This is a genomic window from Candidatus Pseudothioglobus singularis PS1 (genome assembly GCF_001281385.1).
Lineage (GTDB): Bacteria > Pseudomonadota > Gammaproteobacteria > PS1 > Pseudothioglobaceae > Pseudothioglobus > Pseudothioglobus singularis.
The window spans coordinates 1,421,591-1,444,585 of the sequence record NZ_CP006911.1 but is presented as its reverse complement, the minus strand read 5'-3'; the positions used below and the strand labels follow the sequence as shown (position 1 = coordinate 1,444,585).

The following is a 22,995-nucleotide window of genomic DNA, read 5'->3' as shown; positions in this document are numbered from 1 at the left end:
AAAATAAAGGGCGGTATTATACCTTGATTTAACTCTTCACATGAAGGCGAGGTCACTAGTAATGGTAAATGAATTAAAAAGTATCATTAATCAAACCATTTAATTGAGCAGCCCATAGAAGGAATTTGATCGACGGGTCCTTTTTCAGTCTCAGCAATAGTCTTCATTGCCTCAAATAGCTCTCGTTTTGCATCTGTGACAGACTCTTTTCTGGATTCATCAAGTCTTCCCCGATATTGTAATCCAAGATCTTTGTTGTATCCAAAAAAATCTGGGGTACAGACAGCACCATAAGACTTTGCAACTTCTTGTGTTTCATCAATTAGATAGGGGAAAGGAAAAAACAGATCTGTTGAAATTTTTTTCATATTCTCAAACGAGTCTTCTTCATACTCATTTGGATTATTTGACATAATACCCACACTATTTACACCAAGTTTCTTAAGCTCATTCGTATCTCTGATTATTCGTTTAATAATAGATTTCACATAAGGGCAATGATTACAGATAAACATAATCAATAAGCCATTTGGTCCTTTTAGCGAATTTAAGTCATAGTACTTTCCATCTACTCCCTTTAGTTTGAAATCAACTGCAGGTAAATTGAAGTCACAAATTGGGCTTTCAGTTCTCACCATGACATGTTTATTTTAAATTTACTCATGACCTTAGTATAGTTTGAATAATGTGTCCTGCCATCATTAAACCAAAAATATTGGGCATATAAGATATAGCTCCATTTACCGCTCTTGGCCTCCCTGGCGGCGATAGATCAGTTTCATTAACTGCCTTATGGGGAAGAGCCTTAATTTGTACTTCTGTAGAGTGAACCACTGGAAACTTTAATGAGGCGTGTTTATTTCTAAGTTGTCTTCTTAATTCTCTAGCCAGGCCACAATACTCTGTTTTATCCATTCTTGAAATGGTGACTTTCGTTGGATCAAGTCTTCCACCTGCTCCCATGCTAGATATTATTGGCATATCTGAACGATTACAAGCATCAATTAAATTTGTTTTGCAGGCAATAGCATCAATACAATCTGCCACAAAGTTCAAATCGGAATCAGTGGCAATTACCTCAGCTTCTTGACTATCAATAAACAGGTTTTTTTCATTAATAATAGTATCCGGATTAATATCTCTTAATCTTTGCGCAAGGACATTAACTTTTGACTCACCTAAAGTCGAATGAAGTGCAATAAGCTGACGATTCAGATCTGTTTTGGATACTGTATCAAAATCAATTAGGGTTAATTCGCCAATTCCTGCCCTGCAAAGAGATTCAGCGCAAGCTCCACCGACTCCACCAAGTCCAGCAATAACGACATGTGATTCAGCCAATTGAGCTAAACCCAGCTGACCCACTAATATTTCAGTTCGAGCACAACTTCCAGCCATTAACTAATCTTAAAAATATTAAAAGTATTTTGATCGCATTGTTCTATGACTTGATCAACGGTTATTTTTTTTATTCTTGCTACTCTTTCGGCAACTTGAATCAATTCATCGGGATTTTTCCTGTCATCTGTTTCAATGACTATCGATTCGATGGGCAGGAATTTAACGATATCATGCAGCTTGTATGCATGAGGATTGGTAAGAGAGGTTCCAAATCCAAATGAAAAATTGATTTTTAGTAAATTTTCAGCTTGTTGGAGGCTTCCAGAATAGGCATGGATTACGCCTCGTGATTTTGAATATGACTTAAGTAAGTCAGTGACGTCTTCTGTAGCATGAACTGAGTGAATGATTAATGGCAAGTCAAACCTTGTCGCTAAAGCAACTTGCTCGTCAAAGAAAAATCGTTGCGTATTTTGATCTTTTACCTTTGCATAATCTAATCCGCATTCTCCAACTGCAATAGGCTTTTCCTCTTCAATTCGAACTTCAAGGTCATGCAAATCAATCATTTGATGATCTTTTACAAACCATGGATGAATCCCAAGGGCAAAATAACTATTGTCATTGGAATGACAACATGCAATGACGCTATCCCAGTTATCTTTCCCAGTGGAAGGGATAATAACCCCAGTTGTTGAGCTTGATGGTGAATTAACGTTATCAAAATCTAAGTGTATGTGTGAGTTAAGCATTACTTCCTTTATGATCTAATGGATAATATAATAAAAATTTTTTCAATCAAAATAAATGCAGCTTTTTTCTAAAAAATTATCTGAAGTTAATCTAGTATTGTTAGTTGCAGCATTTCTAACTTTAACGGGTAATTTTACATTTTTAGAAAAAACATTGCAGATTTATCCACTATCTGAAAACTGGTTATTTGTAGGATCTTTATTTTTATTTTTATTCACTTTTCTATCTGCATTACTTATAGTATTGTGTTTTAGATGGTCACTAAAACCGATTTTAATCCTTTTACTGCTTATCTCTGCAGTTTTGACTTACAGTACCAATAACTTTGGAGTAGTTTTTGATCATAATATGATCACCAATACTTTTGAGACTGATACAAGTGAATTTAGCGATCTTGTCAGCATTAAATCATTAATTTATTTCTGCCTATTGGGCCTAATTCCATCAACTTATGTATGGAAAATCCAACTTGTCAAATCTTCAATTAAAACTCAATTATGGCAAAGAGTTAAGATGTTGTTGGCACTGATTGTTGTTTTTGTCATTGTTGTTTTATCTTTTTCTAAGCATTACACATCTTTTGCTAGAGAAAATCGAGATTTAAGACTCTATATCACTCCAACTTATTATTTGTACTCTTCAGTAAAGTTTATTAATTCTCAAATAGAGACAAGTGCTAAGCCATTTAAGGAGATTGGCTTAGACGCCAAAATTAATAAAAAGTCAGATAAAAGACGATTAGTCATATTTGTCATTGGAGAAACTGCTCGAAGGGATCGTATGTCAATTAATGGCTATGATCGGAAAACGAATCCCTATCTTGAGCAAGAGGATATTATCTCATTTAAAGAAATGACATCGTGTGGCACTGATACAGCGCTGTCAGTTCCATGTATGTTTTCAATCCTTGAACGTGGTAATTATTCTCATGCCAAAGGAAAAAATATGAGTAATGTGCTCGACCTAATAAGTCAGGCTGGAGCGAGTGTAATCTGGTTAGAGAATAACTCTAGTTCAAAAAGCGTTGCAGATCGAATTGAATTCAAAGACTATCGATCCTCTGAAAATAATCCTATCTGTAATCCAGAATGCAGGGATGAAGGAATGTTGATTAACTTACAGAATTACATTAATGAACAAAATAAAAGAGACACATTAATCGTGTTACATACTATGGGTAGTCATGGACCAGCCTACTATAAGAGATATCCAGAAGAATTTGAGGTATTCAAGCCAATCTGTAAAACAAATCAATTAAATGAATGTTCCAATGCGCAGATCAGTAATTCTTACGATAATACAATTTTGTACACTGACTATTTTCTCTCGAAGGTCATAGAGCTTCTTGAAAGCAATTCACAAGAATCAGACACTGCTATGTTTTATGTAAGTGACCATGGAGAATCACTAGGAGAAGGGGGGCTATATCTACATGGAATGCCATATTTTATGGCGCCTAATGAGCAGATAGATGTTCCAGCTTTTATGTGGTTAGATGAATCATTGTCTGAGGTTTTTAACAAAGAAAAGTTAAGAAAAAATGCTGAACTTCCTCAATCACATGACAGTTTATTTCATACATTGCTTGGATTAATGGATGTAGAAACTAAACTATATAAAAAAGAAATGGATTTGATGACAAAATAATTAGAATTCTGCCTCATATTGATTGCTAGATATTTGATGTATTTGCAATATGAAAACTTACATTAAGAATAAAAAGTGATTATAATAGTGCGCTTGTTCTAATCTGACGAAGATAATAGAGTTATGAAAACATTTAGTGCGAAAGCAGATGAGGTAAAAAGAGATTGGTTTTTAGTTGATGCGGACGGCAAAACACTTGGTCGTCTTGCGACTGAAGTTGCCTCTCGACTGCGCGGAAAGCATAAACCAGAATACACACCTCATGTTGATACAGGAGATTACATTGTTATTGTAAACGCGTCTAAGGTTGCAGTTACTGGTAACAAATATAATGACAAAATGTATCATCATCATACTGGATATGTGGGTAATTTAAAGTCGGTACCATTTAAAGAGTTACTCGCTAAGAAGCCTGAAGAAGTTATTCAGAAAGCAGTTAAAGGGATGCTTCCTAAAGGTCCACTTGGAAGAGAAATGGCAAGAAAAATGAAGGTTTTTGCAGGCGGTGAACATACTCACGCAGCCCAACAGCCGCAACTTTTAGATATTTAAGGCTTATTAATATGGCAGAAAAAGAAGTTTTTTACGCAACTGGAAGAAGAAAGACATCAGTTGCTAGAGTTTATATGACAAAAGGTAAGGGTGTTTTCACTGTTAACAAAAAGCCAATGGCTGAGTATTTTGGTAGAGAGACATCTTCAATGATTATCAATCAACCTCTTGATGTTGTTGAAATGCATAATAAATTTGATTTCAACATTATGGTTAGAGGTGGTGGTGACACCGGTCAAGCGGGCGCAATTAGACTTGGGGTTACTAGAGCATTGATGGCCTATGATGAGGCTACTCGTTCTGATCTAAGAAGTGCTGGACTCGTGACTCGTGATGCACGAGTTGTTGAACGTAAGAAGGTTGGTAAGAAGAAAGCGCGTAAGAGTGAGCAGTACTCAAAACGTTAATCTTGAGGCTAAAACTGATTCAAAAAAAACCCGCTCTAAGCGGGTTTTTTTATATATCTATTAGAATTCTAACTAGTTTAAAAAGTCATGTCTCTGGAGTTGATTAAAGTTTATGACTGATTTAATTGATTCAATATATTCGTCACCTGGGAAAGCATAGTTGCCAAGACCTTCAGCTAAAATAATTCCTGTGATTGGTTGATATTGTTCGCGCTGATTTTGTCTAATTGAACGAAGGTCTTCATAAGCATAGCTTCTATTGATATTTAATACATAATAATCAATACAATCATCTAATGAGTTAAAACTTGCCACTTCATGGGTTGCATCTTCTTCTCGTTTCATTGGCACAACGCCACAGCCTTTGGAAAAACACCAGATACCAAAATAGTTATTAAATTCCTTGGCGAATCTTGATCTTCCCCAGTTAGATTCATTCGCTGCTTGAGCGAGGACAAGTGACGGTGGAAGTATATCAATAACTTTTAATAATTCTTCTTTAGAAGCAGGCGTACTTAAGCGATATTTTTTTGCTAAATCATCTAATTGAGCATTGCTTAGCTCATCATTAGAGATAGCAATTCTTATTTCTATAATTTCATTATTTTTCTTTTGAATTGCTGGAAGAAGATAATTAAAAAAAACTTCTTTCCTAACGGTAGTACTTTCAATTGACTCAAAACTAGGTTTGAATGAAGAAAGAGATGCTGAAGACACAAGAGAACTAATTGTGAACAAAGACAGTAGAAGAAAAAGCGACTTCAGATTTTTAAAGATATTTCTATATTTATTGACCATTTGTTAATCAACTAACTATTGAAATTTGATGCACATTATCCTTTAAAAAATAGAGTAAGTTATTCTAATTGTTAAAAAATATTCTTAAGAAATTAGCTTACTTTAAACTAGTTAATTTAATGATTAAATTGGAGCTCACAAAGCCTCTTGTATAGATCAGAGCTGGTTAAGAGTTGCTGATGATTCCCTTCTGCAATAAGTTGCCCCTGATCAATAAGTAAAATACGATCTGCATGCATAATTGTTGCCAGCCTGTGGGCAATGATTAGTGTGGTTCTACCTTCCATTAGCTTCTTTAGTGCGTGTTGGACCTTTTGCTCACTATCAGCATCTAAAGCACTTGTAGCCTCATCTAGAAGTAAGATTGATGGGTCTTTGAGCATGGCTCGAGCAATTGCAATACGTTGGCGTTGTCCGCCAGATAAGCGAACACCTTGCTCACCTAAATAACTATTAAACCCCTCAGGCAGTTGCTCAATGAAGTTCAATGCAAATGCCTCTTTTGCCGCCTGTTTTATTTGATTTTTGCTAGCTGAGGGGTTGCCATAACTAATATTATGAGTTACATCTGCAGAGAAAAGTGTTGGCTGCTGAGGAACCACACCAATATTCATACGAAGATTTATTGGATCAAGATTTATTAAATCTATATCACCAACATCAATGCTTCCTTGAGAGGGGTCATAAAACCTCTGGAGTAATTCAAATATTGTTGTTTTTCCAGCGCCTGAAAGACCAACAATTGCGACAGTTTCACCTTTATTAACTTTAAAATTTAGTTGGTTTAAGGCAACCTCCTTTGGTCTTGAGGGATAACTGAAACTAACATTATTAAAGCTTAATGAAAGAGTTCCTTTTTCTAGTTTTTTGGGTTGAGCAGGAGGCGTAATTTGTGGTTTTTCAGATAATAGTTCAAGCAGTCTCTCTGTAGCTCCTGCAGCCCTTTGAAGCTGACCATAAATCTCAGATATAACGGCTACAGATCTTGCTACCATAATTGCATAAAAAACAAATGATGCTAGCTCGCCAGCTGATATTTCTCCATTTGCAACATCTTTGGCGCCAAACCAGATCATTGCTCCTAAGCCAGTAAAAACTATAATCATAGCAGCAGCTATCAGTAAAGAGCTTTGTAATATTCGTCTTTTGGCTGCAGAGAATGCCTTTTCAACCTCAACACTAAATGCATATGACTCTTCAGGCTCTCTAGTAAAGCTTTGCACGATCTTAATATTTTGAACAATCTCACCCGCATAGGTGCCAATATCTGCAACGGTGTCTTGACTTTTCCTTGAAAGGGTTCTGAGGCGACGACCATATATAGCCATTGGGAGAAGAATGACTGGGACACTTATTAATACAATTAAAGCCAGTTTTATATTGGTAATAATCATCATTATCAATCCACCAATAAATAAAAGTACACTACTTAATGCCATTGAAATTGAAAATCCAAAGATGGATTGAAGGAGGGTAGTGTCCGTTGTTAAGCGTGCATTAATTTCACCACTTCGATTGACTTCAAAGTAATGAGGGTGAAGTGTGAGAAGATGATTAAAAACGGCAAGGCGAACATCATTACTAATTCTCTCACCGATCCATGATATAAAATAAAATCTGATAAAAGTTCCGATAACGAGAGTCATGAGAACAAGCAAAATAACAAACAGCTCGTTCCTGCTAAGATTATAGATACCTTCATCAATGAAGAGTTTTATTCCTTGACCAAGCAAGAGGAAGGACAGAGAAGTGATGATGAGAGCAATAAAAGCAACAAATGCAATTTTTTTATAAGGCTTTATAAAAGAAGACAGCTGCAGAAGAATTCGTAAATCTTGCTTTTGAGTCTGATCTGAGTTCTCTATTTTTTTAGCAGTTAAGCCCATAATTAAGAATAGGATTTATAAACTTTTTACTCTTGACTTGGCTTTCTCAGAAGGAGCTCAGTAACTGCCTCTTTAGGAGTTGTCTTTCCTTCAGTAACGAGAAGAACTTGTTCACAAATAGGCATCTCAATTTGATTACTTCTAGCTACCTTCAGGACAAGTTTAAGTGCTTTAAACCCTTCAACAGTAGCATTAATGTTTTTGAGTGCATCGTCTGTAGAAATGTTGTTAGCGAGTTCTTTTCCAAATCGTCGGTTTCTAGACAAGTCATCTGAGCAGGTAAGGACTAGATCACCAAGACCTGATAGTCCTTGAAAGGTAACTTTATCTGCTCCCAATGCAACGCCCAGTCTCGTCATTTCAGCTAGGCCTCTTGTAATCAATGCAGCTTGCGTGTTAGCACCGAAACCAAGCCCACTAGCAATCCCTGCTGCAATTGCCAAAATGTTCTTAACAGACCCGCCAACCTGAACACCCACAATATCTGAATTTGTATAGGCGCGAAGGGTTTCTGTTTGAATAATATCTGACCAATAATCCCTTGTTTTTTCATCTTTCGAGGCAACAACGATTGCTGCTGGCTTTTCTTCAACAATTTCAGCGGCAAAAGTTGGTCCTGAGATGACGCATGGATGATGTCCTGTCAAATAGCGATTAAAGGTTTCATGAAGCAGATTTGCCGTTTCAGGATCAAAGCCTTTAGTGACCCAGGCTATCGGTATATCATTTACGTTATCTTTAATATTCTTAAGAACACTTCCAAATGCAGAGCTGGGTGTTGCTATTAGAACGGCCTTTGAGTGACTAATGACCTCGTAGCTGTAGCCAATAAAAATGTTTTGATTGTATGGCTTTGATAGGGCTGAATGTTGTTTACCTAGTGCATCGCTACTGGCTTTATCTTTCGTCAATAGAAATATTTTATCAAATTTATGACTTAGAGCGATAGCAAGAGCGCTTCCCCATGCGCCTGCTCCAATAATAGTGAGGGAATTGTTCATTGTGATTACTTGTCGATTGGAAGCTCAGCTTTAAGCCATGAATTAAAGCCACCTTTAAGGCTGTACACTTTCTGAAAGTCACTTTTGGAGAGAAGGTCTGCAATACGATCAGATCGGGTTCCACTCTTACAATAGACAAGAATATTTTTTGATTTTTCAAGAGAATCAATCTTCCCTTTAACCTGTCCCATAGGAATATTAATATCATTTAAAATAAATCCAGCATTACGCTCTTTTTCTTCTCTGACATCTAAAATAACGAGCTCATCATCATCCATTAAAGAAACAGCTCCATTAGTATCAACTACCTCATACTTTCTAAATTTCTCACTATAAAAATTTACTATGAGTAATATAATTAGTGCAAATAAAGTTCCTGTGAGTAATAACTCACCCTGTAAAAATTGAATAAATTCCATTGTTATTGATTGTCCTGTAAAAAAGTATTAAGCATTTGGTGTCCATGTTCAGTGAGAATTGACTCAGGATGAAATTGAACCCCTTCAATTGGATAGCTGGTATGTCTAACCCCCATTATTTCCTCAATTTCGCCAGATTCTTTATTAGTCCATGCGGTCACCTCAAAGCAATCTGGTAAAGACTCTTTTTCAGCAACAAGGGAGTGATATCGAGTTGCGTTGAGTGGATTTTTTAAACCTTTAAAGACGCTTTTTGAGGTGTGATGAACTGGCGAAACCTTTCCATGCATAATTTTCTGGGCACCGATAATTTTTCCACCAAAGGATTGAACTATTGCTTGGAATCCTAAGCAAACTCCAAGTATTGGATATTTGCCAGCCAGCTTTTCAATTAATTCCAATGAAATTCCTGCTTCGTTAGGTGTACAAGGGCCTGGTGAAATAACAATATATTGTGGGTTTAATTTCTGAATCTCACTCACTGAGATTTGATCATTTCTGTGGACAACAACGTCTTGACCGAGTTCACCGAAATATTGAACTAAGTTGTAGGTAAATGAGTCGTAGTTGTCGATCATTAATAACATGGAGTACCGCGCTTTAAGGCTAATTTAACTTTAATTATTTTACAGATAAAAAAGAAACAAAGTTAAGGCACTGAAAGAAGCAGCTAGTGTCTTTAAAACCAGAATCTTTAAGGCGTTCAATATGTATTGCCTTTGTATCAGTGATAAGAACATTTTCAATAGCTTGTCGTTTATTGGCAATTTCTAATTCACTGTACCCATTCTCTTTTTTAAAATCAATATGAAGATTTGTAATTTGATCTTGGGTTTCTTTATCCTCAAAATGAATTTTTTCACTTATGATTAACACCCCACCAGGGTTTAATCCCTCATAAATTTTCTTGATTAGATTAGAGCGATCCTTAACATCAATAAACTGAAGTGTTAAGTTTAAAACGACTATTGACGCATTTTCTATATGAATTTGGTTAATGTCAGCACAGGTTGCTTGTAAATTATCAATTTTACTTTCTAGATTCTGTTTACATTTACTGACCATCTCTTCTGAGTTATCGATCGCAAAAAATGTATTTTTTTGATGCTTATTATTTAGAGCTATTGCCAGTGAAATAGCGCCTGTAGATGATCCTAGATCGTAATAATTTGTATTATCTTGACCATACATTCTAGCAATAAGGCCAATCATTTGAATCATCGAATCATAGCCAGGAACTGACCTTCTGACCATATCATCAAAAACCTCAACAACCTCTTTATCGAAACGAAAATCAGCAATATCGATATTAGCGTTAAATAAATTATCACGCATATAATGACTCCAAAAAAATCTCTGTTACAAGTAAATTTGTTTTGCTAATTGTAAACGTTGAGCGCCTGGCCCATGAATTATTAAAACTTCCAACCTCAAGATGACCACGTTTAATTTCTGGATCATTAAATAAAATTTCCCCTAGTGGCCTAGAGCCAATTTTTAAAATATCTTTCGTATCATCTGTTAAAGGAATAAGAGAGCGTGCATTTACAACTGGTGTTTCAGATCCTATGAGTTCAACCTCTCTCACAATAATTTTTAGATTAGTTGTTGAACCCAGAAGCTTTAATTCACATTCATATGGGCTATTTTGCTCTTGTGAAAGAACGTTTACTCTAAAGTCATTGTACTTTTCTTTTAATTTATGCGTTAAGGATTGATTATCTAACAACCATCTGCCGACATGTTCAGGTATGTTTTCTTTAGGATCAAAAACCCGCCATTTAAATTTGTCTGGATTAAACATATTGGAGATATTTTACAAGAGTCTTATATTTTATAAAATTCTAAAATTATTTAAGCATCAAAATAGTGTGTTTTTTCTTCATCAATCCATCGATTAATAAGTGCGCTTTGGTTTTGTTCGCTCGCCTCTAGCATTTTGGCTGAATAATACCCAGCCTCTTTCAAAAGGTAAGCATCCCTGACTATGTTTGCAATCTTCATTGACGCTATCCCGGTTTGTTGTGTTCCAAGAATCTCCCCAGGGCCACGAAGCTCAAGATCTTTTTGAGCAATCATAAAGCCATCATTACTTTGACGCAGAATTTCGAGTCTCTGTTTGGCACTTTCACTCAGAGGCGATTGATACATCAAAATACATATACTCTTCTCTGAGCCTCTTCCAACACGACCCCTAAGTTGGTGCAGCTGAGCTAGACCAAGACGCTCTGAATTTTCAACAATCATTAGGCTTGCATTAGGGACATTAACGCCAACTTCAATCACAGTGGTGGCAACAAGAAGATTTATTTTCCCTTGTTCAAAGTCTTTCATTATGACTTCTTTATCTGATTTAGTTAATTTGCCATGAATCATAACAACTTTTAATTCTTGAAGATTTGAGGATAGGTAGTCAAATGTTTTTTCTGCAGATTCTGCCCTAAGAGCCTCTGATTCTTCTATTAGCGTGCAGACCCAGTATATTTGACGGCCATCATCTGATATTTTTTTAATTTTTTCAATGAGCTCATCTCTTCTAGAGTTGCTTAAGGCAACTGTCTCCACTAATTGACGACCTGGAGGTAACTCATCAATAACTGATGTATCTAGGTCAGCATAAGTGCTCATTGTGAGTGACCTTGGGATAGGGGTTGCAGTCATGACTAGTTGGTGAGGGGTATTAATGGCTTTCTTTGTAAGGGATAGCCTCTGATGAACACCAAATTTATGCTGTTCATCAATGATGACTAGGGATAAATCTTTAAAGCTGACACTGTCTTGGAAAAGCGCATGAGTCCCAATCACAACTTTTGCTTCGCCGCTCTCTATAAGACTCATCTGCTCTCTTCTTTCTTGGGTATTTTGAGATCCTGAGAGGTAGGCAATTTGAATATTTAAGGACTCAAGGTATTGAGTAAAATTTTGAAGGTGTTGGCGGGCCAGAATCTCAGTAGGAGCCATAATTGCAGCTTGAAAGTTATTCTCAACCGCTTGAATGAGAGCAAAAACTGCAACAATCGTTTTTCCTGATCCAACATCTCCCTGAAGTAGTCTTAGCATTGGCTCTGAACTAGCTAAATCATAATTAATTTCTTTAATGCATCGAGACTGCGCATTAGTTAAGTTGAAATCAAGTGAGTCCAGAAGCTTATCACTCAAAGTGTTATTAAGTATGAATGCATTAGTTTTTTTACCTTTTCGGGCTTTTTTAGTTTTCAATAGACTAAGCTGATGGGTTGCCAACTCTTCAATAATTAAGCGCTGCTGAGAGATATGTTTAAAGGCTTCAATCTGAATCAAGTTTTCATTTTTATCAGGATGGTGAAGAAGAAATAGAGAGTCCTTTAGGCTTGGCATTGACTGGTGAGTTATTGTTTCAAAATAATCATCAAGCATACTCATTTTTAAAACTTCAAGGGATTGATTAACCCATTGCTTCATTTTATTTTGACTAACTCCTGAGCATAGAGGGTAAATTGGGGTGAGGGTTGGCTCTAAGAGAGGGGTTTGATTTTGTGAAACAATGCGATATTCTGGATGATGCATTTCTAGGCCTTGATGGCCCATTTTGACTTCCCCAAAACTCTGTATAGTTTCCCCACGAACAAAAGCCTGTTTTTGATATTGGGTAAAATGAAAAAACCGTAAAAGTAATCTCTGGTTTTGATTATCAGACAGGTAGCAAAGAAGTTGTCTATTTCTAGAGGGAACAACCTCAATTCGATCAATATTCAGTTCAACTAATATCTCAGCATTTATGCTTGCATTTGAAAGAGGCGTGATTGATGTCTTATCTTGATAACGGTTAGGGAGATGAAAAACTAAATGCTCAAGGGTATGGATTCCTAGCTGATTTAATCTGTCAGAGGTTTTCTTCCCTAATCCTTTAATCGAGATGATTGGATCAGAGATTGAAGGCATAAATTTAGAAGCTGTAAGAGTCCGAACTAATAACCATAACGCCATCCATTTCTACACCAACACCTTTAGGGAGCTCTTTCACTCCAATCGCTGCTCTTGCAGGATAAGGCTCAGAGAAGTAAGTTGCCATAATCTCATTCAAAGCAGCAAAATTACTTAGATCTGTTAAAAAAATGTTCAATTTAACTATGTTACTTAAATTACCTTTTGATGCTTCACACAAAGCTTTAAGATTTTTAAAAACTTGATGAATTTGTTCTTCAATGCCTCCTTCAACAATTTCCATTGTCTCTGGAATAAGAGGAATTTGTCCCGAAAGATAAATTGTTGTTCCGCCGTTAGTAGCAACTGCTTGCGAGTAAATACCTATCGCAGCAGGGGCTTTATCAGTTGAAATAATATGTTTTTTCATGGCTTTAAAATAATGAAATAAATAACTTTAATTATATTCTGGATCATAAATTTTGGTGAACTCTTTTAGTGTTTTAATTTAATGTTTGATACTATATTTAATATTCCAAATTATTATTACAGCAGCAATTGACATAATAAGAGTTAATAAGATCGAGGAGTTGTAGTTATTATTTTGTTCATAAAGCCATCCAGCAATCGAAGGTGAAAGTAATCCTGCAGCGCCCCATGCAGTAAAGACCCTTCCATAGACCATGGCAGATAAATTATTTCCAACTAAGTGACTAACAAGAGTGGGATATATCGAAATCACTGCGCCATATATAGATGCTATTAGAATTAAAAAAATCAAAATCAAATTTATACTCGTCGTTATTGAAAGGATAAAAATGGAAAAAGAATTGACAATGAGTATTGTTAGAAGAGGGCGCTTGCATCCAAATTTATCTGACAGCCACCCAGCATATATACCGGCAATACCACTTCCAAGTGTCATTAGAGTAATAGCTGTTACTGAAATGATTGAAGAGCCTCCATAAGAGCTTATTAATGGAACAGCATGCCCAATAATCATAAGACCAGCAAAGACTCCTAAAAAATAACCAGTCCAGAGCTTTAAAATTTTAGGTTTGATAGAACTATTTTTATTAGACATATTAGCGAGGGAATTAATCTTGACTTTGGAGGTAATAAATAAGAATAGACCAACAAAAGTAGCACACGAAAGAATTCCTAACCCCATAACATATCCATTTTCAAAGCCAAAATGTTTAAATAACATAGGATAGAGCATAGAAAATACAACAGCACCAAATGCGTATGATGCAGTCACCAAGCCAAGTGCAAAGCCGAGCTTTTTGTCTTTAGTTATGGAGGAGACAATGTACAGAGAGAGTCCATAACCAAGTCCACTTGAGAAGCCAAACAGAAAGCCGTAGCCAATAATCCATCCAAACCAGCTTCCTGAATTTGAGAACAATAAGCCAATGATCGGAAGGATTGCAATAAGTGTTATTAAAACATTGGGTGAAAATTTACGATAAAGAACATGGCCAAAAAATACCGCCAATGTGACATTAAGTAGCCCAGTCGAATAAACAAAGCTTGATGCCATCCTTCCAACACCAGCTTGCATCTCAATATTTTGTATGAGGGTGCTGAATGCATGGATAGTACCCATACAGAAAGTAACTAAAAGGCAAGCAATTAAAGCGAGAAGTCTTCCATTCTTATTTTTTAGGTTTTGAGTGCTCATTTAACAAACTATACATTATTATTAAATGAAAAATAAGTGAGCTTAGTGAGGTGTGATGCCGCGGATTTTTTCTGATCTGCGACGAAGCATCTCAAGTGTTGAAAGTAATAAAATAGAAAATATTACCAGTATCGTTGCTGCAGCGAGAATTGTTGGACTGATTTCATTACGAATTCCAGACCACATTTGTCTCGGGAGCGTGTATTGATCTGGTCCACCTACAAAGAGCACAATGACTACCTCATCAAAGGAAGTAATAAAGGCAAAGAGGGCGCCTGATATAACACCTGGTGCAATGAGTGGGGCTTGTATCTTGAAAAAATTTCGAAGTGGTGAGCCACCTAAATTAGAAGCTGCTCGCATTAGATTATTATCAAAACCGGCAAGTGAAGCTGTAACCGTTATTACTACGAAAGGTATGCCCAAGATCGTATGCGCAATAATCAGTCCTGGAAGCGTAGCAACGAGGTTTACTTTAGCAAAAAAGAAAAAAGTGCCCGCAGCAGTAATGATTAGAGGAACAATCATTGGAGAGATCATGAGCGCCATGATTAAACGGTTAAAAGGCATATGTCGATTAGACAAACCAAGCGCTCCAAGTGTACCTAATACGCTTGCAAAGAAGGTGGCGAACACAGCAATAATAGCACTATTTTTAAAACCAATCATCCACCGATCTGTACACACCGTTGTTCCTGAGTTTGCACTGCAAATGCCAAACAGCTCCTTGTACCATCGAGTGCCATAACCTTCAAAATTAAAAGACCAGGTCTCAAAACTAAAGATTTTCATTTCTGGTACAAATTGTAGAAAAACAGAATTCGTAAATGAGAGCGGAATGACAACAATGAGAGGCGCTACAAGGAAAAATAGTACTAGCCCACAAAATGTCCTATACGTATAGAACCAAAGTTTTTCTCGAGGAGTTATGTAAGAAGGAAATTTCATAGTTAACCCATTTTCAAATTATCAATTCCAATTAGTCGATCATAAGCCCAATATAGAATCAAAACTGCAGCAAGAAGAAGTGCTCCCATAGCAGCTGCAAGACCCCAATTCAGTGTTGTCTGCATTTCTCGGGCAACAAAGTTACCTATCATCAGACCGTCTTTTCCACCGACTAACTCTGGTGTTATATAGTAGCCAATCGCAACAATAAAGACTAATATGCATCCAGCACCAATACCTGGAACCGATTGAGGCATATAAACACGAATAAAAGCCCTGGTAGGGGTTGCCCCAAGGTTTTGAGCTGCCTTCATATAGCTTGGAGGGATTCCCCTCATCACGCTATAAATTGGAAGAATCATAAATGGCAGAAGTACCTGCGTCATTACTATAATGGTACCTGTAAAGTTATACATCATAGGAATTCGATCTTCATCACTAAAGCAAAGATCAATATTAGTTTCTCCAAAAAATGGTAGATTGACCATACCCTCAAAGCATGGAAGGATAGTGATAAGCGTATCATTTACAACACCATTTTGCTGAAGCATAATCATCCAAGCAACAATTCTGACGAGTAGTGATGTCCAAAAAGGCATCAAAACACAAATCATCAGAAGATTCGATGTTCGCATTGGGAGTGTGGCTAGTAAATACGAAACTGGATAGGCAAGAAGTAAACAAAAAATGGTTACCATTAAGCTGACTTGAAGCGTTCTCATCCAAATCGTTTTATAAATCTTTAAATGCTCTTTCTTTTCGATAATATTTTTGTTTGCATCGTATCTTAAGTCGACTGCATTAAGATAATATCCCATAGTATAAGGGTCTTTCATTGCACCGAGTGACTGCCAGAACTCAACCTTACCCCAGCGTTTATCTCTCTTGATCATTTTTTCTTTGTAAGGTGCTTCCCATTTATAGGGCTTGATTTCTTCCTTGGATCTCTTGTCAACTTTTATAGCTTCTTTGACTGTCTTTAATAATAGGCTTCGCCAACCAGAAAATTCATAAGTCATCCGAGTACCGGATTGACCCAGAAGATTCTTACCAATATTTTTACCTTCACTGTTTTTTAATTTGTGAGTGATTCTGATGTCATTTATGACTGCAGCAAACATTTCTTCACTAGGAATTGTAGATTTGTCTTCCCATAATTCATACTGAGCAAATGTTTGAGGTAGTACTTTATTTATATTTATATCATCAATACTTCTTGATAGTAGCGATCCTATTGGCGTAACAAACATAATTAATAGGAATAGAAGAGGAGGTAATAGAAGAAGGAACGAGCGAATTTTAGAACGACGCAGGGACTTTCTTAAACTTTCTTTGAGGGGTACACCATCATTCGTCAGTAACTGACCCTGAGAATCTATAGTGGAATTATCACTCATATAAACACCAATACGTACAAAATTTATAGTTAAGTTTTAAGAAAAACAGGCCAGTAAAAAACTGACCTGTTTTCAACGAGATTAAATATATAAACTCGTATTAGGGTTAGCTAATTAATTAGCCATCCATGCTGCATAACGGTCGTTTACTGCTTGACCATTATCTGCCCACCAATCTGGGTTAGCAAGGATACCACCTTTCATATGCTCATCTGTATTAGGCATATGCTCCATGATATTTACACCAGTATTGAACCATGGCTCACCGGCTTCCATTAGAGGAAGAGCAGATGGACGCATAGGACCATAGTTGATCCATTTAGCTTGATCTGCTTGTGCCTGAGTACTTGAAGCATGTACTAGGAAGTGAAGAGCTGCAGTCCAAGATGGAGCTCCACTCATAAGCACTAACCATTCCTCTTCTAGAACTTGTCCATCCCAGACAGTAACGTAGTCAGCACCGTCATTTAGAACAGCACCACCGATACGTCCGTTGTAGGCTAGTGACATTGATACCTCACCAGAGTTAACTAGATCGAGTGGCTTAGCGCCTGCAGACCAAAATACTACGTGGTCTTTGATTGAATCAAGTTTATTGAAAGCACGATCCTGTCCTTCTTGAGTACTTAGTACATCATAGATATCAGGAATTGCTACACCGTCAGCATACAAAGCCATCTCAACGATAGCGTTAGCCCAAGTGTGAACACCACGCTTGCCTGGGAACTTTTCTACGTCAAAGAAGTCTTGGATAGTAGAAGGTTGCTCACCAGAGAACGTATCCGCTTTGTGGAAAGGAACATATGACCACCAGATCTGCGGAACAACACAGTCATTTGGAACGTCAACCATTAAGTCTTGGTCCATTGGTGTGCCATCAGGCGCAGGTAAGAAGATGCTTCTATCTAGCTCTTCAAATAGGCCTTCATCACAACCTGTACGAGCTTGAGATGGAAGTACGTCAACGATATCCCATTGAACATTTCCTGATTCAACTTGAGCACGAACTTCACCCAGACCACCGTTGTAACTGATCATGTTAACGTTTCCACTTGAATAAGTATCAACGTAGGCTTTTTGTTGTGAAGCTGAATAGCCACCACCCCAAGAAACCAAAGTTACATCTGCTTGCACTGCACCAGCCAACATCGCTGTTGAAATAGCACTTGCAACCAGAGTTTTTGATATTACATTTTTCATTTATATTTCTCCTTATGTTAAATCTAGACTTTATCCATCTAAAGCTAGACAATCCTCCGACATCCAACCGATATCAACTTGTTTACCTTCTTTGAGGGTCACATTATCAATTGAATTTGGAATTTTGACGATAAAATCGTCATGTCCACACACACTAAAGCGTGTGCGAATATGGTCACCATGATAGATTAATTCTTCTACCTTGGCTGAATACGTGTTTGGGGTTTTACCTTTAGAAGGAGAAACCATAATTCTTTCAGGTCTTAACGATAAGGTAGCTCGGTCACCGGCCTTATTAACGTTAACCTTTGTGGCTATAACTATATCTCCTGAGTCAGTTTTAACAGTTGCCTTATCACCATCAATGGATTCAACATTTCCCATCAATCGATTATTTTCACCAATAAAATTAGCTACAAAAGCATTTTCAGGTTTTTCATAAAGATCCTCTGGAGAAGAGCACTGTAAAACGACACCATCATCAAATACTGCGATTCGATTTGACATCGTGAGCGCTTCAGTTTGATCATGGGTAACGTAGACTACGGTTAATCCAAGACTCTCATGCAGATGTTTAATTTCGTACTGCATTTGCTCTCTTAAATTTTTATCAAGTGCGCCTAAAGGCTCATCCATTAAAACTAAATCGGGATCAAATACGAGAGATCTTGCTACTGCAACACGCTGTTGTTGTCCTCCAGATAGTTGCATTGGGCGTCTATTACCAAAATCACCAAGCTGAACCATATCAAGAGCACGATTAACCTTTGCTTCCCTCTCAGCTTTACCCATTTTGCGAACTTCTAGTGGGAATGCCAAATTCTCAGCAACCGTCATGTGTGGGAAAAGTGCATAGTTTTGAAACACCATTCCAATGCCTCTTTTGTGAGGAGGGACATTATTGATCGGCTTATCTTTTAAGTAAATTGTTCCATTTGTAGTTGGTTCAAAACCTGCAAGCATCATCAGGCAGGTCGTCTTTCCAGAACCTGAGGGTCCTAACATAGTAACAAACTCCCCTGGAGCAACATCTAGGTTGAAATCTTTGACAACCAGTATCTCACCATCATAACTTTTTTGAACGTTTTCAAATTTTACTAACGGTTCTGTATTACTCATAAATAAACACTTTTTTAACAAAAAAAAATACCAAGATGAAATTAATCACCTTTATATGGTTTTAAGAGATTGAAATTACATCAAACTTTTGCTACAAATTTACTTTAATAAAAGCCTTTTGTAAAGCGCAAATCGAGCTTAATTCAACAAAAATCCTCAACACTAAAACGAAATATACCATATTGATTGGAGTGAATGTTTCCAATATTGGAACAAAAACAATGCATTTATTTTGATTCTAAAGTTTATTGATGATTTAATTATTTCAAAATACATTAAACATTCATAAAAAAAGGCGGCTATAAGCCGCCTTATTAAAACTAACAATTATTAGTCTTCTACTTTTTCGCCCATAATGGCGCTCAAAATTAAAACAGTTAAACCACCTGTAGTAATTGCAGAGCTAAAGATACTGCCCATGAGCTTGCCAAATGTACCACCAATATTGCTCGCTAAAGCACCAGCAAATTGCGGTACTAAGAGAACACCTAGGCCCATACCAAATGAAACGGCTAGGATCAACATATTTCGACGGTTCATGTCAACTGTTGAGAGAATTTTAATTCCCGCAATAGCGACCGTACCAAACATCACGATAGTTGCACCGCCAAGAACTGATGCTGGAAGTGCCCTCAATATTGAGCCTACATGTGGAAATAAGCCCATTAGTATTAAGATTCCACCAATCCACACACCCACATGACGACTAGCAATACCAGTTAGATGTATCACGCCATTGTTTTGACTGAAAGTTGTATTTGGGAAAGTATTAAAAACTGCAGCGATTGCAGAATTAACACCGTCACCTAGGACACCATTCTTGATTCGATTGATATAGCCCTCACCTTTAACATCTTGCTTGGATATCATGCAGTTTGCAGTTATATCACCAGAAGATTCAATGGCTGTAATGACATATATTAACGCAATAGGTATGAAAGCAATAATATCAAAATCAAATCCATACCTAAATGGTATAGGGATGCTTATAGATTCTTGAACAGCAAATACTTGACTTGTATTTACTTCTCCCATGGCTAAGGCAATAATAAATCCAATTACTAAGCCAATAACAATTGAAGATAAACGGATCCATTGATTATTTGAACGGTTCAAAATAATGATTGAGATCATCACTATAAAGCCAAGTGCTATTTTAGATAATGAGCCCCAGAACTCAGGTTTATTATCCAGTAGCCACTGTCCACCACCTAGATCAGTCAAGCCAACTTTGATGAGGCTGATTCCAATGATTGTTATGACTGTTCCAGTCACGATTGGTGTGATGAGTTTTCTGAGTTGCGGTAGAAACTGACTCAAGCCGATTTCTATAAATGCTCCCAAGAAACACACACCCATAATCATTGCAAGAATTTCCTCTGGTCCACCGCCTTGTGCTTTCGCTAAAAAGCCGGCTGCAAGAACTGAGCTAAGAAACGCAAAGCTTGTTCCTTGGACACAGATCATTCCAGCACCAACATTCATTGGTTTTTTAGCTTGGATGATTGTGCCAACTCCTGAGACCATTAGCGCCATACTGATTAGATAAGGTATTTGCTCACCAAGTCCAAGTGCACCACCAATGATTAAGGTCGGCGTGATAACACCAACAAAACTTGCAAGCACATGTTGAAGTGCGGCAAAGAACTTTTCAGCAGGTGGCGGATCTGCTTCGAGTTCGTAAATTAACTCTGAATCACTCATATTAACTCCCCTTTTAAGTTAAAAAATGCTGACAGGAATTGTCAACAAGTGACATATTAACACAATTTTTTTAGGGTTTTAATTGATATTTAATGAAAAAATATCATTGATTTAAACTCTCTAATTTAGATTAGTATCTTAAGTGATTGTTGTGATTGTTGTGATTGTTGTGATTTATTTGATGGTGCCCGGAGCCGGAATCGAACCGGCACGGAGTTTAACCTCCGCAGGATTTTAAGTCCTGTGTGTCTACCAATTTCACCACCCGGGCAGAGATGTTTGGAGAACGGCAAATTATATACTATCGATAATAATTATTTTTATCATTTATTATTGAAGATACTATCCAAATCTTAAAATCTTTCATTAAGCCATTCAATAAAATCGGTGGTAGTTTGATCCCGATTGATTTCGTTTAAAGTTTCATGACGAGTGCCCTCTAAAATTGAACTAGTGACATCTTTCATCCCTTGATTTTTAAGTTTTGTAGCAAGTTTAATCATATCTCTTCCATTATTTGTGCATGGATCTTCAGCACCTCCAATAATATGAACTGGAAGGTTATTAGATAATCTTATTAGGTTATTTTTATGTCCGGCGTAAAAAACACCCTCTAGGATATCCATCCACATTGATATGGATGCTTCAAATCCGCAAAGGGGGTCATCTACATAAAGGTCAACTTCTTTTTCATCTTGTGAGAGCCAGTCAAATTCGGTTCGATTGGGTTTAAATTTTGCATTCCAAGCCCCAAAAGAGAGCTTCCAAGCAAAGAGGCTTGGTAAGTGAGTTTTTCTAAAAATTGATTCGAGAGATAGAATGACTCTAGATGCTCTTGGTAATAAACCAGTTTCAATTCCACTATTCCAGCAAGCTAAGGCATTAACATGTTCAGGGTATTTGAGAGCAAAATTCAAATTTACGATGGAGCCAAGAGAGTGACCAAAGCAAATGACGGGTTTATTCTGATGACTTTTTTTTGCCAGCTTTACTATTTCATTTTGATCTTCTAGGATTAACTCAAAGCCATTTGATTTAGCAAACACACCTTGAGACGCATCATGAGCCCGTGTTTGACCATGGCCTCTTATGTCATGAGTGTAGACTGCATAACCTGATTTACAGAGTTCATTTGCAAATCTTTTATACCTCAGTGCATGCTCAACCATTCCATGAGAAATATGTATGATTGCCTTTACCTCATTATTTGGAATCAGACTGTAGAGATTAATTTGTGATCCAGTTTGACTTTGATAAATTTCATTTTTCATAAATATAGCCTTTCTTTCAGAGTGCAAAATAATTCTGTAAAATTTACTATTTTAAATCGCAATTCTCGAGGATATTTCTTTGATCATTAAATTAATATTGGTTTTGTTATTAGGCTGGACTGGGTTTAGTCTTATTAAAAGGTTTAAGGTTTCAAACTCAAATCGATCATCTCAAAAAGGTGCCGGTCAAAAAATGGTTGCCTGTGTCATTTGTGACACTCATGTTCCTGAGTCTGATGTTGTTATTAAAAATGGTAAAAATTACTGCTCAAAAGAGCATGCGGAGTAAATTGAAATGAAGTTTCTATTAGATTTTGGTCCTATCGTTCTATTTTTTATAGTCTATAAGTACTATGGACTTTATGCAGCAATTTACGCAATGATTGCATCAACATTTGTTCAAATTATGTACTCAAGGGTAACAACTGGAAAATTTGTTACATCACAGGTTCTCACTTTTGCTCTTCTTGTTGTTTTTGGAGGAATTAGTATTGTTCTTAGAGATCCAGCATTTGTCATGTGGAAGGTGAGTGTTCTTTATGTAATTTTTGCGGCAGTTCTTATTGGAAGTAACTATGTAGGGAGTAAAACTTTACTTGAAAGGATGATGGGTAAGGAGCTTCAGTTGCCCAGAAACACATGGGTTAATTTAACTTGGTTTTGGAGTTTGGGATTTATTATTATTGCCATCATTAACGCTTTTTTTGTCAATACAGCCCTCAGTGCGAGAAATCTATTCTTAACTAGTGGTTCAATAGTTAATCCTAAGATAGATCTGAAAAATTTTGACTGTAGCCAGAGCCCGCTTGAAAGCCTTTGTTTAATCGCTCAAAGCTCAGAAGAATCTTGGGTGAACTTTAAATTGTTTGGTACCTTGGGTCTTACTTTAGTTTTAATCATCATTACAGTATTAATGCTCAGTAAGCACATTAAAGAGAAGCAAACTGATTCCTAGTTAATTTCTT

At 36.8% G+C, this 22,995-nt stretch carries 24 protein-coding genes and 1 tRNA gene; 5 read left to right on the top strand and 20 right to left on the bottom strand.

The features are described 5' to 3' along the window. Positions 1-86: 86 nt before the first annotated feature. Genes W908_RS07300 through W908_RS07290 form a run of 3 tightly spaced genes read right to left on the bottom strand, consistent with a single transcriptional unit; the run spans position 87 to position 2,093 of the window. Positions 87-638, bottom strand: a complete 552-nt coding sequence (locus tag W908_RS07300) for a thioredoxin family protein (protein WP_053820564.1) — start codon at positions 636-638, stop codon at positions 87-89. A 22-nt stretch (positions 639-660) separates the two neighbouring features. Beyond that, a complete protein-coding gene (locus W908_RS07295; protein WP_053820563.1) occupies positions 661-1,398 on the bottom strand; it encodes a tRNA threonylcarbamoyladenosine dehydratase in 738 nt (245 codons plus the stop codon). After that, positions 1,398-2,093: a TatD family hydrolase gene (locus W908_RS07290; protein ID WP_020027313.1), complete on the bottom strand. Its 696-nt coding sequence runs from the start codon at positions 2,091-2,093 to the stop codon at positions 1,398-1,400. Before W908_RS07290 ends, W908_RS07295 begins: the two co-directional genes overlap by 1 nt. Before the next feature lie 55 nt (positions 2,094-2,148). Between W908_RS07290 and W908_RS07285 the strand changes: the two genes are divergently transcribed. The 3 genes from W908_RS07285 to rpsI all read left to right on the top strand — a co-directional run bounded on the left by W908_RS07285 (position 2,149) and on the right by rpsI (position 4,700). After that, positions 2,149-3,741, top strand: coding sequence for a phosphoethanolamine transferase (locus tag W908_RS07285; RefSeq protein WP_053820562.1), 1,593 nt, complete (start codon positions 2,149-2,151; stop codon positions 3,739-3,741). A gap of 123 nt (positions 3,742-3,864) precedes the next feature. After that, entirely contained in the window at positions 3,865-4,293 is a 429-nt protein-coding gene (rplM, locus tag W908_RS07280; protein WP_020028489.1) for a 50S ribosomal protein L13, read from the top strand. Between the two features lie 11 nt (positions 4,294-4,304). Then, positions 4,305-4,700, top strand: a complete 396-nt coding sequence (rpsI, locus tag W908_RS07275; RefSeq protein ID WP_020024741.1) for a 30S ribosomal protein S9 — start codon at positions 4,305-4,307, stop codon at positions 4,698-4,700. A 72-nt stretch (positions 4,701-4,772) separates the two neighbouring features. Here the strand turns inward: rpsI and W908_RS07270 are convergent, their stop codons facing one another. The 17 genes from W908_RS07270 to W908_RS07190 all read right to left on the bottom strand — a co-directional run bounded on the left by W908_RS07270 (position 4,773) and on the right by W908_RS07190 (position 22,030). Further along, positions 4,773-5,498 (bottom strand): glucosaminidase domain-containing protein, encoded by a 726-nt coding sequence (locus tag W908_RS07270; protein ID WP_053820561.1) that lies wholly within the window; start codon positions 5,496-5,498, stop codon positions 4,773-4,775. A gap of 116 nt (positions 5,499-5,614) precedes the next feature. Continuing rightward, positions 5,615-7,384: an ABC transporter transmembrane domain-containing protein gene (locus tag W908_RS07265; protein WP_053820560.1), complete on the bottom strand. Its 1,770-nt coding sequence runs from the start codon at positions 7,382-7,384 to the stop codon at positions 5,615-5,617. Positions 7,385-7,410: 26 nt separating this feature from the next. Next, positions 7,411-8,385, bottom strand: coding sequence for an NAD(P)H-dependent glycerol-3-phosphate dehydrogenase (locus tag W908_RS07260; protein ID WP_053820559.1), 975 nt, complete (start codon positions 8,383-8,385; stop codon positions 7,411-7,413). A gap of 5 nt (positions 8,386-8,390) precedes the next feature. Then, positions 8,391-8,804 carry a rhodanese-like domain-containing protein gene (locus W908_RS07255; RefSeq protein ID WP_053820558.1) on the bottom strand — a complete coding sequence of 138 codons (414 nt, stop codon included), beginning with the start codon at positions 8,802-8,804 and terminating at the stop codon, positions 8,391-8,393. A 2-nt stretch (positions 8,805-8,806) separates the two neighbouring features. Beyond that, positions 8,807-9,391 carry an anthranilate synthase component II gene (locus tag W908_RS07250; RefSeq protein ID WP_053820557.1) on the bottom strand — a complete coding sequence of 195 codons (585 nt, stop codon included), beginning with the start codon at positions 9,389-9,391 and terminating at the stop codon, positions 8,807-8,809. A 34-nt stretch (positions 9,392-9,425) separates the two neighbouring features. Then, positions 9,426-10,139, bottom strand: a complete 714-nt coding sequence (gene cmoA, locus W908_RS07245; RefSeq protein ID WP_020025638.1) for a carboxy-S-adenosyl-L-methionine synthase CmoA — start codon at positions 10,137-10,139, stop codon at positions 9,426-9,428. Then, on the bottom strand, positions 10,132-10,608 hold the full coding sequence (locus W908_RS07240) for a chorismate--pyruvate lyase family protein (RefSeq protein ID WP_053820556.1): 477 nt from the start codon (positions 10,606-10,608) through the stop codon (positions 10,132-10,134). The genes cmoA and W908_RS07240 overlap by 8 nt, the downstream gene beginning before the upstream one ends. Before the next feature lie 50 nt (positions 10,609-10,658). Then, positions 10,659-12,725 (bottom strand): ATP-dependent DNA helicase RecG, encoded by a 2,067-nt coding sequence (recG, locus tag W908_RS07235; protein ID WP_053820555.1) that lies wholly within the window; start codon positions 12,723-12,725, stop codon positions 10,659-10,661. Between the two features lie 4 nt (positions 12,726-12,729). Beyond that, positions 12,730-13,137: a RidA family protein gene (locus tag W908_RS07230; RefSeq protein WP_053820554.1), complete on the bottom strand. Its 408-nt coding sequence runs from the start codon at positions 13,135-13,137 to the stop codon at positions 12,730-12,732. A gap of 78 nt (positions 13,138-13,215) precedes the next feature. Further along, a complete protein-coding gene (locus tag W908_RS07225; protein ID WP_053820553.1) occupies positions 13,216-14,391 on the bottom strand; it encodes an MFS transporter in 1,176 nt (391 codons plus the stop codon). A 42-nt stretch (positions 14,392-14,433) separates the two neighbouring features. Continuing rightward, positions 14,434-15,339: an ABC transporter permease gene (locus tag W908_RS07220; RefSeq protein WP_053820552.1), complete on the bottom strand. Its 906-nt coding sequence runs from the start codon at positions 15,337-15,339 to the stop codon at positions 14,434-14,436. A gap of 2 nt (positions 15,340-15,341) precedes the next feature. After that, positions 15,342-16,736, bottom strand: a complete 1,395-nt coding sequence (locus W908_RS07215) for an ABC transporter permease (protein WP_053820551.1) — start codon at positions 16,734-16,736, stop codon at positions 15,342-15,344. Positions 16,737-16,850: 114 nt separating this feature from the next. Beyond that, positions 16,851-17,936, bottom strand: a complete 1,086-nt coding sequence (locus W908_RS07210; RefSeq protein ID WP_053820550.1) for an extracellular solute-binding protein — start codon at positions 17,934-17,936, stop codon at positions 16,851-16,853. A gap of 30 nt (positions 17,937-17,966) precedes the next feature. After that, positions 17,967-19,055: an ABC transporter ATP-binding protein gene (locus W908_RS07205; RefSeq protein ID WP_053820549.1), complete on the bottom strand. Its 1,089-nt coding sequence runs from the start codon at positions 19,053-19,055 to the stop codon at positions 17,967-17,969. 330 nt (positions 19,056-19,385) lie between these two features. Further along, complete coding sequence (locus W908_RS07200) at positions 19,386-20,759, bottom strand: uracil-xanthine permease family protein (protein ID WP_053820548.1); 1,374 nt, start codon at positions 20,757-20,759, stop codon at positions 19,386-19,388. Between the two features lie 182 nt (positions 20,760-20,941). Further along, positions 20,942-21,030 (bottom strand) — tRNA-Leu (locus W908_RS07195). A gap of 82 nt (positions 21,031-21,112) precedes the next feature. Then, complete coding sequence (locus W908_RS07190) at positions 21,113-22,030, bottom strand: alpha/beta fold hydrolase (protein ID WP_053820547.1); 918 nt, start codon at positions 22,028-22,030, stop codon at positions 21,113-21,115. Between the two features lie 79 nt (positions 22,031-22,109). On the opposite strand from W908_RS07190, the gene W908_RS07185 reads away from it, so the two are divergent. Continuing rightward, positions 22,110-22,319 (top strand): PP0621 family protein, encoded by a 210-nt coding sequence (locus tag W908_RS07185; protein ID WP_020027296.1) that lies wholly within the window; start codon positions 22,110-22,112, stop codon positions 22,317-22,319. Positions 22,320-22,325: 6 nt separating this feature from the next. Then, on the top strand, positions 22,326-22,985 hold the full coding sequence (locus tag W908_RS07180) for an inner membrane-spanning protein YciB (RefSeq protein WP_053820546.1): 660 nt from the start codon (positions 22,326-22,328) through the stop codon (positions 22,983-22,985). Positions 22,986-22,995: the final 10 nt, after the last annotated feature.